14 protein-coding genes and 1 pseudogene are annotated in these 16,416 nt (G+C 33.6%); 11 read left to right on the forward strand and 4 right to left on the reverse strand.

Annotation, left to right across the window (positions count from 1 at the left end; all coding sequences use genetic code 11):
- Window positions 1-189, forward strand: a pseudogene (locus AC4FQX_RS03630) (DUF4302 domain-containing protein); the annotation flags it as partial.
- Between the two features lie 70 nt (window positions 190-259).
- Here the strand turns inward: AC4FQX_RS03630 and AC4FQX_RS03635 are convergent.
- Window positions 260-400, reverse strand: a complete 141-nt coding sequence (locus AC4FQX_RS03635) for a hypothetical protein (protein ID WP_491166309.1) — start codon at window positions 398-400, stop codon at window positions 260-262.
- A 507-nt stretch (window positions 401-907) separates the two neighbouring features.
- On the opposite strand from AC4FQX_RS03635, the gene AC4FQX_RS03640 reads away from it, so the two are divergent.
- The 9 genes from AC4FQX_RS03640 to AC4FQX_RS03680 all read left to right on the forward strand — a co-directional run bounded on the left by AC4FQX_RS03640 (window position 908) and on the right by AC4FQX_RS03680 (window position 10,708).
- Window positions 908-2,668, forward strand: a complete 1,761-nt coding sequence (locus AC4FQX_RS03640; RefSeq protein WP_491166310.1) for a type VI secretion system Vgr family protein — start codon at window positions 908-910, stop codon at window positions 2,666-2,668.
- Between the two features lies 1 nt (window position 2,669).
- Complete coding sequence (locus AC4FQX_RS03645; protein WP_491166311.1) at window positions 2,670-3,806, forward strand: DUF2931 family protein; 1,137 nt, start codon at window positions 2,670-2,672, stop codon at window positions 3,804-3,806.
- A gap of 72 nt (window positions 3,807-3,878) precedes the next feature.
- Window positions 3,879-5,024: a DUF2931 family protein gene (locus AC4FQX_RS03650; RefSeq protein WP_491166312.1), complete on the forward strand. Its 1,146-nt coding sequence runs from the start codon at window positions 3,879-3,881 to the stop codon at window positions 5,022-5,024.
- Between the two features lie 3 nt (window positions 5,025-5,027).
- The gene (locus AC4FQX_RS03655) at window positions 5,028-7,016 is read left to right on the forward strand and encodes a phospholipase effector Tle1 domain-containing protein (protein ID WP_491166313.1); all 1,989 of its coding nucleotides are present in this window, start codon (window positions 5,028-5,030) and stop codon (window positions 7,014-7,016) included.
- A gap of 6 nt (window positions 7,017-7,022) precedes the next feature.
- Window positions 7,023-7,742 carry a hypothetical protein gene (locus tag AC4FQX_RS03660; protein ID WP_491166314.1) on the forward strand — a complete coding sequence of 240 codons (720 nt, stop codon included), beginning with the start codon at window positions 7,023-7,025 and terminating at the stop codon, window positions 7,740-7,742.
- Window positions 7,709-9,595, forward strand: coding sequence for a PAAR-like protein (locus AC4FQX_RS03665; protein WP_491166315.1), 1,887 nt, complete (start codon window positions 7,709-7,711; stop codon window positions 9,593-9,595). Before AC4FQX_RS03660 ends, AC4FQX_RS03665 begins: the two co-directional genes overlap by 34 nt.
- A complete protein-coding gene (locus AC4FQX_RS03670) occupies window positions 9,592-9,966 on the forward strand; it encodes a hypothetical protein (protein ID WP_491166316.1) in 375 nt (124 codons plus the stop codon). Before AC4FQX_RS03665 ends, AC4FQX_RS03670 begins: the two co-directional genes overlap by 4 nt.
- A gap of 7 nt (window positions 9,967-9,973) precedes the next feature.
- On the forward strand, window positions 9,974-10,300 hold the full coding sequence (locus AC4FQX_RS03675) for a peptidase associated/transthyretin-like domain-containing protein (RefSeq protein WP_491166317.1): 327 nt from the start codon (window positions 9,974-9,976) through the stop codon (window positions 10,298-10,300).
- A gap of 36 nt (window positions 10,301-10,336) precedes the next feature.
- Window positions 10,337-10,708, forward strand: a complete 372-nt coding sequence (locus tag AC4FQX_RS03680) for a hypothetical protein (RefSeq protein ID WP_491166318.1) — start codon at window positions 10,337-10,339, stop codon at window positions 10,706-10,708.
- 20 nt (window positions 10,709-10,728) lie between these two features.
- Here AC4FQX_RS03680 and AC4FQX_RS03685 read toward each other — a convergent pair whose 3' ends face one another.
- Both AC4FQX_RS03685 and AC4FQX_RS03690 read right to left on the reverse strand, forming a co-directional pair.
- Window positions 10,729-11,751: a M28 family metallopeptidase gene (locus AC4FQX_RS03685; protein ID WP_491166319.1), complete on the reverse strand. Its 1,023-nt coding sequence runs from the start codon at window positions 11,749-11,751 to the stop codon at window positions 10,729-10,731.
- Window positions 11,752-11,840: 89 nt separating this feature from the next.
- Entirely contained in the window at window positions 11,841-12,887 is a 1,047-nt protein-coding gene (locus AC4FQX_RS03690) for a tyrosine-protein phosphatase (RefSeq protein ID WP_491166320.1), read from the reverse strand.
- Between the two features lie 431 nt (window positions 12,888-13,318).
- Here AC4FQX_RS03690 and AC4FQX_RS03695 point away from each other — a divergent pair, with 431 nt between their 5' ends.
- Window positions 13,319-15,163 carry a T9SS type A sorting domain-containing protein gene (locus AC4FQX_RS03695; protein WP_491166321.1) on the forward strand — a complete coding sequence of 615 codons (1,845 nt, stop codon included), beginning with the start codon at window positions 13,319-13,321 and terminating at the stop codon, window positions 15,161-15,163.
- Window positions 15,164-15,372: 209 nt separating this feature from the next.
- On the opposite strand, the gene AC4FQX_RS03700 is transcribed toward AC4FQX_RS03695, so the two are convergent.
- Window positions 15,373-16,416: a cytochrome d ubiquinol oxidase subunit II gene (locus AC4FQX_RS03700; RefSeq protein WP_491166322.1), complete on the reverse strand. Its 1,044-nt coding sequence runs from the start codon at window positions 16,414-16,416 to the stop codon at window positions 15,373-15,375.

The raw sequence follows: 16,416 nt of genomic DNA on the forward strand, positions 1-16,416 counted from the left end.
GTTTTGACATCAGGTCTTTGGTATGGTAATGATTCGGATTATGCTCTTTTTAAAGAATTAGATAACGCTCTAATGGATCCCAAAGGATTATATGTAAAGAAAGAAAGATTTACAATATATTATAGTAATACGATTTACACTTTTACAGCTGCTTCGACTGCTTTTAGACTGACAACTTATAAATTTTAAAAGAAACGAAATTGCTAAGAACTATTACTGTACAGCCATTGAGCAATACATTACCGATTAAAAATCCTTTTTATCTATCCGTTCGGACAAGGGTTTTATAAGCCGGGAAATAAGTAGGGGATTTCCCGGTTAATTTTAAAAAAGAAGTAAACCCCATAGTCTGTTCATCTAAAAGGATTTTATAAGTCGGGAAATATTTTGAATTAGTCATTTCCCGACTAATTTTAAAAGGATTAAAAAAAAGAATTAAACCCCCATGGTCTGTTTATCTAAAAGGGGGGCATGAGCCGGGAAATAGTTTAGGTTTTCCCGGCTAATTTTAAAAGAATTAAAAAAAGAATTAAACCCTCACAGTCTGTTCATCTAAAAGGATACTCTGGCTTCAAAAAAACAGTGAAAGAAACTTTACCTAATTAATTTGTAAGAGTTTACAAATTATTTATTTGCTGTTGAAATAAAAAAATTAATAAAAAAGTCGGTTTTACTAACATAAAATTAAATAATTAAAAATTATATTTGTATTCTATTTTATAATTTTATAAGATTAATTTATAGAATTTGTAAATATTCTTGTTTTTTTACTGTAAGTAGGTATGAAGTTGATGAATTTTTGGGAGGTTATTTAACATCTCCCGCTTTATTATATTTCAAAAACAAACAGAATTAACCTTCAGCTTTAATACTAATACAATTAAATTTAGTTAAATACCCACCATTAATGAATACATTAAAAAAACATGAACACAGGATTATTATTACTATTCCTAACTATAACAAATCGGTACACTTTTCAGATTTAGAAATGCATCAGGAAATGAACAAACATACTCGTTTCCGATTTTTATGGCGTATATCAGATAATGTCGAAACGAATTCAACTCAAGCACTGGAAAACTTCCGTGAATTTATGGATATGGAAATTACCTTTTGTTTTTACACCAGAATAGGGAAAGAAGTCTATTATAAAGGACGTATAACCGGTATGAAAATGGATAATACTGATGGGGCAACTTCCGGATACTGGATTACCGGAAAAAGTATAACGGTTGTAATGGATGATTTTCCTCATAATCGAATTCATTTAAATAAAACATTGTCAGAAATAATAACAGACACTTTTAAAGATCAGATTTCCGGATTATGGGATCTCAATGATATAACCCCACGATATAAAGAGAGAATTGCCAGTTCTATGCAATCCAATGAGAGTGACTGGGCTTATATTACCCGACTGGCAAAACAATACGGTGAATGGTTTTATTATGATGGTCAAAAAATATCTTTTGATCTCAAAGAATCCAAAATCGTATTAAAAAACGGAGCTGACCTTAGGAAGTTTGGAATGGAAGTTTTTCTGACCAGTAATAAATCTGCATTATCCGGTTATGATTACCGTCAAGCATCATTACTACAATCCGAACAAGAACATACAAAAGATCATTTTTCAGATGATCTTATGACGAATGCGATAGAGGCACAACGCCAACAGTACGGGAGGCGATTATCCAATATGTCCTATTCGTATTATACGCCTGAAGCTCAGAATCAGAATATAATTAATCGCATGTTGGATTTAGATGTTTCGGCAAAAGCTTCCCAAATGGTTATTTATACCGGAATTACAAAAGAGCCTATTAATATTGGTAGTATTATAACCATTGAAAATAAAGGGGTGTTACATTTTGTTATAATAACGCAGTGTACATTTCACAGCATAGGAACGGGAAACTTAACCAATGAATTTACAGGTATACCGGCAGATTGTAATTATCCGCCTTATACTGATCCGTTAGCAAGAGGTTTTGTTTTCGATCAACCTGCTGTGGTAATAGAGAATAATGACCCTGAAGGATTAGGACGTATCAAAGTAAAATATTTCTGGAATAATAAAACCCGAGAGAACGAAAGTGACTGGCTCCGGGTAAGAACGCAATATGCCGGAAATGGTAAAGGGTTTTATTGCATTCCTGAAATTGGAGAAGAAGTATTCGTTTCCTTTCAGGGTAATCATCCTGATGCTCCTTATGTATCCGGGACCAATTATAATGGAAAAGAAAAGTCCGGTTTTGCCACAGAGGGAAATGATCTGAAAGTATTACAGACTCGAAGCGGAATTAAAATAGAATACAATGATGCTAAGGGCAGTTTAACTTTAGAAGACCCTAGTGGAAATACGTTGGTAATGGACGGACAGGGTAATATAAGTGCCACTGCTCCTAATACTATAACCTTTAATGCAGGAAAGGATTTTTTCCTTACCGTTGGAAATAATGCGTTTATAGAAGTAGCAAAGGAATTACAAATCCTTGCTAATAGTATGAAAGAAACCATTACTACCACAAAAGAGGTAATAGTCGGAACGGATTTAACTGAAACTACAGGAACGACAAAACATACTACTGAAGGAGATATAACTTTTCGCAGTTCAGCAATAGCTAAGTTCTTTGGAGCAATTGATACAAAAGTAAACAAGGGATAATATGAAAATATATACATTACTGATCCTGACGTTATTGTGTACTACAATAGTATCCTGTCAGAAAAAATACGAAAATATGAATGCAGAAGAAAAAGCAAAAATAAGAGAAGAAAGATACAACCGACCCAATGACATCTGGCCGACCAATCAAAAAGGTGGAGAATATTATTATCATGTAAATTTATGTAGTTTTCCGGGCTATTATACCGCTAATTCCAGTAGCTATTTTGAAGGGAAGGATAAAAAAGTTGGATTTATGATGATGGTAAATGGGAACTGGCCTCAGGTTACCCTTGCGGTACCTAATAATGAATACCACCCCATTCCGGAATTCTTATCAGTACGATGGTTTTCCCCTCAGGAAGATAAGTTCTATGGAGGAACGATTCCGATGCCTACAGATACTTTAAAAAATTATTTTGATAAAATGTGGTCCGCTAATGCCCCTAATACCACCGTTATTACCGCCAATAAATTTAAACGTTTTCGGGATATTATTGTAGGAGTGGCACCACTGGGCGTGGTAGTAGTCTGGATTAGCGCAGGAGATCAGCAAATTGAAATTGGCAGGTATCAGGTTAAAGAAACCCAAGTGTCCTGGAGTGATTTTGCCGGATCAAACGGTCATGGTGCTGGTTCTACCAGAGAATCCTATATTTCTTCCTATAAAACTGATGATCTTACTACTTTACCGATCGGTAAAGCAGATGAATATAGAGAAAAATTTATCTGGAAACCCAAACTGGATGCTACTGCGGAAGCACAACTGACCCGTATTCATATAGTCTTTTATAATGGAGAAAAAGAATCGTTATACCATGAATATAAAGAAGAAAATCTCCCTGAAAAAAGAGCCGTTCCAAAGAGTTTTTATTTTTTATGGAATGAAAAAAGTAAAGAACGATTTCGTTTTGTAGAGGTGTTTTTTAAAGAGGAGGACATCTATAAAGCGTTCCATGCGATCTGTAAAGACCCGGCTACAGAAGCGGAACTAACCTATATCACCGATAAAGACGATCAGGTAACGAAGTTTGTACTAAGTAATAGTACCCATGAGTATGTATTGAATCCTAGTAAGATTGATACATGGTCACGTGAAATAGATCCTGATATTCTTATTATGAACGAAAAAGAATAAGCTATGTTTAATAAATCCTTTGTTTATGATAAAGTCCCGGAGCGAAAACCTGCTTCAATAAAAAAGATACAAATGATACAATCAAAAATCTATACCCTATTAGCAGTACTACTATTGTGTATCACAATAGTATCCTGTCAGAAAAAATACGAAAATATGAATGCAGAAGAAAAAGCAAAAATAAGAGAAGAAAGATACAACCGACCCAATGACATCTGGCCGACCAATCAAAAAGGTGGAGAATATTATTATCATGTAAATTTATGTAGTTTTCCGGGCTATTATACCGCTAATTCCAGTAGCTATTTTGAAGGGAAGGATAAAAAAGTTGGATTTATGATGATGGTAAATGGGAACTGGCCTCAGGTTACCCTTGCGGTACCTAATAATGAATACCACCCCATTCCGGAATTCTTATCAGTACGATGGTTTTCCCCTCAGGAAGATAAGTTCTATGGAGGAACGATTCCGATGCCTACAGATACTTTAAAAAATTATTTTGATAAAATGTGGTCCGCTAATGCCCCTAATACCACCGTTATTACCGCCAATAAATTTAAACGTTTTCGGGATATTATTGTAGGAGTGGCACCACTGGGCGTGGTAGTAGTCTGGATTAGCGCAGGAGATCAGCAAATTGAAATTGGCAGGTATCAGGTTAAAGAAACCCAAGTGTCCTGGAGTGATTTTGCCGGATCAAACGGTCATGGTGCTGGTTCTACCAGAGAATCCTATATTTCTTCCTATAAAACTGATGATCTTACTACTTTACCGATCGGTAAAGCAGATGAATATAGAGAAAAATTTATCTGGAAACCCAAACTGGATGCTACTGCGGAAGCACAACTGACCCGTATTCATATAGTCTTTTATAATGGAGAAAAAGAATCGTTATACCATGAATATAAAGAAGAAAATCTCCCTGAAAAAAGAGCCGTTCCAAAGAGTTTTTATTTTTTATGGAATGAAAAAAGTAAAGAACGATTTCGTTTTGTAGAGGTGTTTTTTAAAGAGGAGGACATCTATAAAGCGTTCCATGCGATCTGTAAAGATCCTACTACAGTGGCAGAACTAACCTATATCACCGATAAAGACGATCAGGTAACGAAGTTTGTGCTGAGTAATAGTACTCATGAATATGTATTAAATCCTGAAAAAGTCGTTGAAAGATCAGGTTCAATAAATCCTGATATTCTTATTATGAACGAAAAAGAATAAGCTATGTTTAATAAAGCCTTTGTTTATGATAAAGTACCGCAGCAAAATCCTGCTGATGGAAAACGCCTTACGTTTAGTGTTTTTTTTGATGGTACTCAAAATAATAAAACGAATACTGAATTACAAAAATGGCGCAGAAAAGAAATAGAAAAACAAGGACAAAAACGCTATCGTATTTTGATGAATCCGGAGGATTTAACCCCTACAGTAGAAGATCCAACAGAAAAGCCGGATCGCCTTTATAATTCGCTGTATGCTGATTCTGAAGCAGAAGCAGAAGGTGTAACAATAGTAGCATATAAAGAAACAGGCGATAGTTATGAAAATGAGTATACCAATGTGGCTCGTTTATTTTATGGCTATGAGTTAAAAGAGGGCGAACAGGAAAATATTTATATTGAAGGTGTAGGTACCGAAGACGGTCAACCAGATGATATGCTTGCGGTAGCGACTGGAGTATTTTCTGCTTCAGTACGGGCAAAAGCCCGAAAAGCCTGTATAGAAATGCTACTCAAACTTGATCCTTATAAAGAAAGTGGAGATATTATTGATACATTAACTGTTGATGTTTTCGGTTTTAGTCGTGGTGCCACTACGGCACGCTATTTTACGCATTTTATTACAAGCAATAGTATAAAAGATGAAATCTCTAAATATTATGAGAACCATGATATAGCCAAAGAATTCACTTCTTTATTTGAAAAGACGAAAGCCATTTATAAACACCATTTTTCTTTTCTGGATAAGGAGGAACTGTCATGGACAACTAAAATGAGTAAAATCCCTTTTGTAACCCATCAGATGAAACAGGATTTGGGTTCTTTAACAGGCGAGTTTTCCGGAATTATTGAGAAAGCCTATACTGAAGAAACGCATAGTTATTTTAAACAACAGTTAAAAGAAAAAGGAATACAGGTCAATCATATTTTTGTGCGGTTTGTGGGTTTATTTGATACCGTTTCCAGTTATGGACTGTTTCATGATAATGATGTACTGGATTTAAGTCTGGATACCGTTCAGAAAGCGTATTGTACTGTTCATCTGGTGGCAGAGGATGAATACAGAAAAAACTTTGCACTGACCACGATAAAAAGTACCGGATTTAAAGGAATCGAACTGAACCTGCCCGGAGCGCATTGTGATGTGGGCGGAGCCTATAACAAAACGGAGTATGAAAAAACAGCTTTTTTTATTACTCCGCTAACGATAATGGATAAGTTAAAAACGGATCTTACGGAAAATACGAATCGTTTTCTGGAATGGATTACAGAACCGTCTTCGATAACACGGTTTAAAAATAAATTAGTTTCTGAGGGTTGGTTAAAAGAGGAGCAGTGCAAACCGGAGTATGTCTGGTGGCTCAAAGATGATATTCAGAGTCTGCTGTTAACCGGAGCGATACAGGAAATTCTGAATCAAATTTTTTACAGAAGCTTTAATATGACAGTTCGGAATATCAATAAAAAATTATTAGACGGTATCCAGATTGGAACGCCTCCTTTTGGTGTACTGAACGGGCATCGTCAGTTATCTAACGGATACTCCTTTATCCCAATGGAGTTTATGAAAGAATTTGCCGAAGAGACGGGGCTTTCTTTTAATGAAAAATATTTTATAAATCAAAAATGGTTAATTCCTTCGGATTTAATGAACGTTCATGATGGATTAACAAAATATAAAAACAAAGTTCTCAATCTAAGAAAAAAATTAGTTGAACAACAAGAACAAGAAGAGATCAATAAACTTCTCAATCGTAGAAGTGCAGTGCAAAAAGGAGTTGGAATCGTAGAAGATATAATAACAGTAGACAAACAGAAAAAATATCTTAGGAAAAGCAACAAAATATCCTATCTGGATTTTATCGAAAAAGAAGATTTACATTATCTGAGAAACAACTATCTGCACTGGTCTGCAAAATCGGATAAGATGGGATTAGACCCGGTTACACGATCTTCTAAGTATGAAAAGACCAGAAAAAAATATAAAGGGTAATTCATTATGATACAACAAGGTTCGATTATAATAAAACATTCAACCGTTAGTCGTCAGGTTGACTACCGTTTTGAAACAGAAGTAAAGGATGATACGAATCCGGAAAGACCTCTGACCAGTATTTTTATTCGGAAAGCGACTGTTTTATATTCCGGAAAGAGTAAAGAAGATTATAAATATCAGATCATTTGCCCTGAGACGGATTTTAAAGGAGACGGATTTAATGCTATATCCTTTCTACAAAATATTCATACGGTTTTTTGCGATGTTATTCTTTCTGTAGATGAAACAGGAACTATTACAGGAATTGATAATCTGAATGAACTACAGTCCCGGTGGGTATATTCTAAAAAAAGTCTTCAGAAAAAATATCAGGGAGAAGTCTTTGATAATTACTCTCAGGTCATAGAGGCATTAGTAAAAAATAGTACAAGTACTATTTCTTTTTTAAAAGAAAACAAAATGTATGGATTGTTTTTCAATGGTTATTTAGGTGTTTATGATTCAGAAACGGTTCTGTCTGAACAGGAAAAACTACAGGTTTATAAAAAAAACGAAAAAATCCGTTTAAAAACAGAACTGAATCAGGAACGTCGAAAGGGAACCGGGATTTACTACTATCAAAACGATCAATTAACCGAAGCCCTCTTAGAAACAGAACAAAAAAATCATCACTATAAATATTCACTACAATGTCTTGGTTTAAAAAGAAAAAACATCCTATAGAGCTCGCCCGGGAAGAAGAAGCATTGCGTATTGAAAAAGAACAAATGTTTGTAACCGGAGGAAATAACTCTATAGCAGAGCAACAGCAAAAACGATTTACAGATGAAACGCTGAAAGCGTATCAAAAGGAAATGGACGACCTTTCGGCAGAAAGTGACAGCAGACACGAAGAAACCCAACAAGCTGAAGAAGAGTTAAAATACGTAATAGATACTGCTAAACTGGAATGTTCTCTTTGTACCAATCCGGAAGGCATTCTAAAAGTAAACTATGATACCCCTTCTATACAGAATAAAAGAACGGCTACGGTAAAAGAAAAAGAGGCTAAAAGTCTTATCTTTATGGGGAACTGCAAGAAAAGTCCGCAGAGCGCCAGTCCCTGTGCTTCTGTCATGCAGTTGGATAAATGGAAAGATACCGGAAGTACAAAAGTTCAGGATCAAAGTCCTTTACTTCTCAAAAGTACCATTAAATGCAACTATGGCGGTGCAACGATAAAGATAACCGATTGTGCTCAGCGATGTGAACTCGTTGCGCTCAATACTATGGGTGTGCCTGTACCGGATTATCAGGAACCGGATTTTGATCTTTCATTTGCTATCGATAAGAATATGAAAACGTTTGTTCCTTTAGGAATACTGGATTATAAAAATAACTATGAAAATCCGTATTTTAGCTTTGAATACCAACTGAGCAAAGCAGATGTTGATTCATTAAATTTTCAGATACTGGCAGAAGATGACACAGTACTTTATCAAATGACTCATTTACAACCGGTTATTGTATCTGTACTAAAAAAAGAAGAATTACTAGTAGAAATAGAACAGGAAGTTGCTGCTTTTTCTTCTTATATTCCTAAAATATGGGATTACAAAAGTATCTTTAAAAAGTATGTTAATGCAGAACCTGATTATACCAAACAAGGAACGTATATTTTTCACTGGAACGGATTTGATAATAATGATATTTATGACAGTGCTCAGCTTAACGGTAAAAAACTAAGAGCTAAAATTACTGCCAAAAAAGACGGACTGTCTAAAAGTCGTACAGTAGAATTTGGAACCCAATACAGCGAAGTAAACTGGACCGATGTTACCATTGATAAAAACAATAAACGGATCGATATTACCTTACGGGTAAATTTAAAAGATGGCGGAGCAGAAGGATTGGATAAAGGAGATAAAGTACTTCAAAAAGTAAAAGATTACTATAAAGAAGAACTTATCAAAACAAGAACAAAAACCTTTGAAGAACTACGTAGTTTCGCCTTACAAGGAATTCAAACCTATTGGAGCAGAACATTTGAAAGAACCAAAGGAAAGGGAACGGATATTCATGATGAAAAATGGGAGATTTTCACTAATCCGGTACAGGACAGTAATGGTATGATTGCTCCTAAAATAGTATATTTTACCAATAAAGAAGAAACGAATTTTACTCGTTCTCATAATTGGGAAGCTTCTAGAAAGCTTTTTTATATAGTAGGATATACTTATGATGGTGATTGGAAAACTTATAGAAAAACGAATGAAATCTATATGAATGAGGGATGGACTTTTAAGAACGAAAAGAATGTTATTAAAGAATTTACAGAAACTTCGGCTCATGAAATAGGACATCATTTACTTTTAAAATATGGAGGACATATTTACTCTAAAACACATAAAGGAACTTCTCATTGGAGTATGATTATACAAAAACCAAATTTGGATACTGTTTATCCGGAAAAAGGAGAAATTGATTTAATGAAATATGCGGATGAGTATAGACCGAGAGAGTATTTTCAAAGAGTAGTGATAGCACCAGAAGATTTATTAGGGCTTATTTGGCTAACTAAAATAAAAATAAAATGAAAAGAATATTAGTAGTAATCGTTATTGTTTTTATAATTACAAGTTGTTGTCATAAAAAATATCCTCCGGAAATAGATTACCATCATGGAATAGTCATTGATAAAGACAGTAAGAAACCTATAAAAGAAATAGGAATATATGTAAGAGATATAACTTCTGAAGCACTTGTTTATACAGATAGTACTGGGTATTTTTCGATAGAACCGGGAAAGATTTATGGAGAGCCACTAGTATTTTATAAAAAAGGTTATATAGCAGACACGGTTTATACTATAGATTCCTTTAGAGGAAGTTCCTATTTTCGATTTCAGTATAAAAAACCAGATACTTTAAGATTAAGCAAAAAGTATAATTCTAATGTGGCTAACTAAAAATAAAATGAGAACTATTATTTTAACATTATTTATTTCGGTATTATTAATAAGTTGTAACAAAACATATTATGGATATGTGTATGATATAGATAAACAACTACCTTTAAAAGAGGTAAAAGTATATGATAGTAAAAATGATATAACTACATATACAAATAGTGAAGGGTATTTTAAATTAACTTATAAAAAAAATTACCCATCAGATTTAATTTTTATAAAAAAAGGATATACAACAGACACGTTACCATCGTATGGATGTAGTAATTCTGGAGAAACATCTAATTCCTGTTTTAAGGGAGAGCGAATTTATTTAAAGTTAATTGAGAACTAAAATAAAATGAAAAAAGTATATATAATTCAGTCATAAATGAAAGACATAGAAATCCATTGTAACGGAAATTTAATAGTTAATATAGCTACAGGAGCTTTTTTAACTATACTTGAAGATCAGGTACAGTATAGTACTGCTAATTTTGATTCTATTATTATTTTTAATAAGAAGCAGTACACTGTTATAGGAAATGGTATTGACTATATAGTCCGGGCAGGAGAAACACTAACAATTAATACCAAGCAAATATCTGTTGTGCGTTATTTTGATATTTCGTATATCAGTGATCTAAAGATCAAAGAGACCTATCTGAAAATACAAGCAGAAAAAGAATGCTTTTTTGCTTCTGAAGGGGAAGCAGTAAAAGACTTGATTAATGCTTTTATTAGTAGAGACGGACGGAACTGAATTTTTAATACAAGATATTCTTATTTATCTACAACGGGGCGATTTTCTCTGTTTGCCAGTTCCCATGCTGTAGCAAAAATTAATTGTGTACGTTTTTGAAGTATGTTATATTCTATTTTGTCGGGAGTATCTCCGGGTAAGTGATAGTCTTCATGAGTTCCATTAAAATAGAACAGGGAAGGGATACCATTTTTGGCAAAGTTGTAATGATCGGAACGGTAATAGATTTGTTCGGGATCGTTTACAGCATTGTATTTGTAATCTAATTCCAACTGGGTATATTTTGTATTGGCTTCTTCGGATATGTTGTGTAAATCGGTGCTTAATCGATCTGAACCGATCAGATAAATATAGTTAGGGTTGTCTTTGTGTTTTTCGTCTCTTCGTCCTATCATATCTATATTCAGATCAGCAATGGTATTAGCTAGAGGAAATAAAGGATGTTCGGAATAATAACGGGAACCGTGTAATCCGTGTTCTTCTCCGGTTACGTGTAAAAAGAGGATAGAACGTTTTGGTCCATGTCCTTCTTTTTTAGCCTGCATAAAAGCTTTTGCAATTTCTAATACTGCAACAGTTCCGGATCCATTATCATCAGCACCATTATATATTTCTCCGTTTTTCATTCCTACATGGTCGTAATGAGCGGAAATTACCAGAATTTCATCCGGTTTTTCTGAACCTTCTATGAAAGCCCATATGTTTTCTGAATCATTTAGTCTGGGACTAAAGGCTCTGAGCATGAATTGTGAAGGTACTTTTTGATAATAACTGTCTGCTCCTTTAGGGAAAGGGATATTCCTGTTTTTATACTGTTCTACAATATATTCACCTGCTTTTTTTTGTCCGGGTGTTCCTGTGTCTCTTCCTTCCATTTCGTCGGAAGCAATGATATACAGATGTTTGCTCAGATCTTGTGCAGTTATGATTCCCATGTATTTATTTACATCTGCTTTTGGGGTATCGTTGTATACGATTCTTGTTTTAGTACTGTTGCAGGATAAAAAAACGAAAAGAATGCCTGTCAGATAAATTGATTTCATTAAGGGGGAGTTTAAATGATTTACTGTCTGAATTTTTTATGGTAATTTCCGGTCTCAGAGCGATTTAAGTACTGAGACCGGAATTGATGCTAATATAAATATTTTTCTTTCATTAAATTAAGATCAACATTCAGTTCTTTTTCCAGGTAGTTTTCTACGGAACCGTATTTTGATTTTATTTCACTGATTGCCGCTTGTAAATATTCTTTTTTTACAAGATACAGGTCTTTTGTTGAAGGGTTTTGTTCAACAAGAGGGGCGTATTTATCGCCTAAATAAACATTAGACATTAAATAGTCGCTGTATATCGTTTCCTCGTCTACACCTAATGCATAAAGAAAGAGGGCTGCTCCCAGACCGGTTCTGTCTTTTCCTGCCGAGCAATGGAAAAGTAAAGGGACTTTGTTTTCTTTTTGTAACAGATCAAAAAAGGTGTTATAAACTTTTATGCAGGAATTGTTTGTTACCAGCATCTGATTTATTTTTTTCATCAGAAGTGGCATATCCATTTTAGAAGTGTCTTTTTTGACAAGGTTTAACAGATCTCCGGGAACAATACTCAGAGGGTAGTTGTGCTTTACAGAAGTAGGATTCTGATCCGGTGCGACAGTACGTTCTTCTTCACTGCGAAAATCTACAATGGTTGTAACAGGAATATCGGAAAGATAATTGAGATCTGCTTCTGTAAGTTTGTTCAGATCGTCGGTTCTGAATACTTTTCCCCATTTTACGAATTTTCCGTCTTTTGTTTTAAAACCACCTAAATCCCGAAAATTGTATCCTCCGGTCATTGGTAAATGACGTTCGGACAGAATAGCTTTTCCGCTTTCGGTTATTAACTGAAAGTAGCTTCTTTCGTTATTATCTACGGGAATTGGATAAACTCCGGCTTGGTCTCCTTCCAGTATCGGCTTAGTGAAATCGATTGTTTTTACTGTTTTACCGGCATATAAAGTCCATTTTTCGGAAACTTTTATGTCTAATGAGGCTTGTTTTGTGTTTTTATCTCTGAGGATAACGGCTTCTTCTGATAGATCTTTGCCTTCATAAAGAGCTATTTTTGGTTTTCCCGGTGCACAGGATTCTAAGGTTAATGTCATTGCTATGATACAAATAAATTGATACTTTTTTTTCATTATTAAATTTAAGTTGGTATTTGAGATTTTTGATAGTTGAGGGCTATCGGTGGTATTGTTGCAAATATACGTTTTTTCCGTCTTTTTTATTTTAAAGTAAGTCCGAAGTTGTTTTGTTTAAAAGCTTTAGCGTAGAGGAAAAAAGAGTATTCAGTTTGTGGCTTCACACAGTATTTGAGAAGAGTTGTGAGTTTAATGTAGAAAGTATGAAAAATTATATTTAAATGTAACTGTATTTATTATTATCAGGTTAAAAATGTAACGGAGTGTTAAATTTAATGATTAAAACACGTTTAAGTGTTATTGTTTGATAAAAAATAAACAAAATTAAATTTTTATAGTTAAAATAAATGTAATTTATAGTGTTGTTTATGTTAATAAATATTATTTAAGTGAATATATTTGTGATGTTAACTAAAATCAATATAATTATGAGAAAAAAATTATTATTATTATTTATTACTATTCTTAGTATTACTGGTAATGCTCAGGTTAAATCTGCTTCACAAATAAAGAATACGGAAGATCTAAAAAGGTATTTTGTTGCGTCTTCTGGTTCTGAATACAATCCATCTGATATTTTTGGAGTTTTAAATTTACTTATGCAGTTTTCATCTGAAACCGGAAAATATAATTATGAAGTTATTTCATTAAACTGGGATGATATGTCCAATGCTATTAGCGGTAATCCGGCTACTATGTTATCTAAATTAAGAGACAACTTAACGTGGAAAAAAGAAAATGGGAAGTATGTATTAACACGTGTTTCTTTTTATGATGTGAAATTTTCAGGAAGTTTTGAAGGAATTTATTTTCCTAATTTAGGAAGTGTTTTTTTTTATGCATCCAATCTTTCTTCCATTAAATTGATAAATAATCCTAATTTAGTTGCTATAACATGTTGGTCTAATCTTTTATTAACCGAACTGGATATTTCCGGATGTCCTAATCTGAAAAATTTAGATTGTTTTCAGAGTGATATAAGTTCTTTATCTCTTTCTAAAGCTTTGAATTTAATATCATTACGTTGTAATATGAACAAGTTATCAATATTAGATATTTCCAGAAACACTAAATTAACTAATTTAGATTGTTCACAAAATAAATTAACAACATTAGATGTTTCCAGAAATACCGAATTAACTAGTTTGGTTTGTTCTTATAACCAGTTAGCAACAATTGATATTTCCAGAAACACCAAGTTAACTGGTTTATCTTGTAGTGAAAATAAATTAACCTCTTTAGAGATAGTAAATCATCCTACCATAGAAGGTATTAATGTTACTTATAATAAAATAGAAACGCTTCATATAAGTAATAATTCCAAATTAAAGAGTATAAATGCGTTTTTTAATTTTTTATTAAATGTGAAAATTACAGATTGTTTAAATTTATGGTATATTAATTTTAGTGCCAATCCCAGATCAAAGAGTCCTGTTCTTTCTAATATTCCGAATTTAAAATCTCTTTCCTGTTATTCTGCCGGTCTGAGCTCTTTAGATGTATCTAAATTTCCTAAGTTAGATTATTTAAGTTGTCATATGAATTCGTTCGAGGAATTAGATGTATCTAATAATGTAAATCTGACTGATTTGAGATGTTCCTGGAATGATTTAACAGCGTTGGATCTTTCTAAAAATATAAACTTAAAAACTTTATATAGTGACAATAATTCTTTAAAATTTTCAACTCTTATTTATGCTCAGCAACCGGAAGAAAAATTCAAATATTCACCACAAAGGAAAATAAAAGGGGGCAAGAAAGGTTATTTTGAAATTATCGATTTAACGTCGGAGTATAATATTAAAAATCAAACTACTATTTATAAATGGTATGATTTAACAGGAAAAGAAGTAGTTATGTTTGCTGCTAACGGTGCTTTTTATGCCAGTCCTGCTAATGCGGGGAAAACACTTATTTGTAAAATGACAAATCCTGAGTTACCGGATTTAACACTGGAATATGAGGTTTCTATTACTAATGCAGCGACAGAAAATGTATTGTCTCCTACGGCTTTTAAAATGCAGAATGTTTTTACTCCAACGGCTGAAACGTCAACTTCTGTAAAAATTTATCCTAATCCTGTAGCGAATGTCCTGCATGTACATTCTGATCTTGCTGTGAAAGAAATTACGCTGTATGATTATGCAGGTATAAAATTAGCGAATCAGAAAAATACGAATGAAATTAATGTACAGAATTTAGTTTCCGGTATGTACTTACTGCATATAGAAACGGAAGAGGGTACGAAAATAAAGCGATTTATTAAGCGATAAAGTTTTAAAAATGAAAGGATTGCCTGTTTTTAGAAGCAGGGGAATATACTAACAGGTTTTTTAACCTGTTAGGTCTTTTGTTTCTTTGCTCTATAAAGTTAGCTTTGATTAATTGATTTATAAATTTACTATTCAGTTTATACCTAACAGGTTGAAAAAAACCTGTTAGGATATATATAAAATCAAAATATATTAATTGGAAATATCGTTCAGATGGTATCATCTGGGTTGTCTTTATTTTTTATTGTTTTGATCATTTTAAATGATTTCAGCAGATGAAACAATCCCGGTAAAATAAAAGCACCTCCTATGATTAGGGATATCCCGAGAACGGTAATAACTTTATCGGGAGCAATGCTGCTAAAAATATTCAGTTGTTGATCGGTTGTAATTATAATATTAGGGAAATGCGCTCCAATAGCGGCAGACAGGATCAGAAGGACTTGTAATCCGGCAAAGATTCTGCTCCATATTTTTCTCCCTTTTGTAATGCTGTACCAAAGGGGAAATAATAGTAAGGCGGACAGAATCACGGCTGTTTCTGCGATTGTGTCATTAATGAAATCTTTTACAAAATAATTATCGGACCAATATCCGGACAGGATGGTCATAAAGCCGATGATTACTACTATAATTGTAGTAACAGCGGCTTTTTTCATATATACTTTTTTATAGGCTTCGGGGGCTTCACCAATTAAGAGGGTAGAGGCAAGGAAGGCACATATGGCTGCATAGAAGAATCCGAGTAAAATAGGGAACGGTTGTAACCAGGAATCTATGAATAGTGTTTTAAAATCAATAGTGGTATAGTCTTCTGTAATGGTGATCTTTCCACCAATTAATGCACCGAATGTCATTCCCAGAAATATAGGGGTCAGAAGACTGGAGATCTCGAACATTTTGTCGTACAACAGTTGTGATCTGTCTTTTACGGCGTCATAATGTCTGAAAACAAAGGCAACGCCCCGAAGTGTTATTCCTAATAATATCAGGGTTAAAGGGATATGTAAATAAACGACGAGTACATTGTAATATAGGGGAAAGGCAATCCAGAAAATAACAAACAGGATAATAATCCAGATATGATTTGCTTCCCAGATGGGTCCGATAACTCTGTAAACCAGTTTTTTGGTCACTTCTTTGTCTCTTTTTGGAGAAAACAGCTCTATTATTCCTGCACCGAAATCGGCACCGCCAAATACAACATAGAGGAACAGAGAGAAGACGGCAAAAAATAAAACAACATAGATCAT

This window comes from Flavobacterium sp. AK-301 (assembly GCF_058310215.1).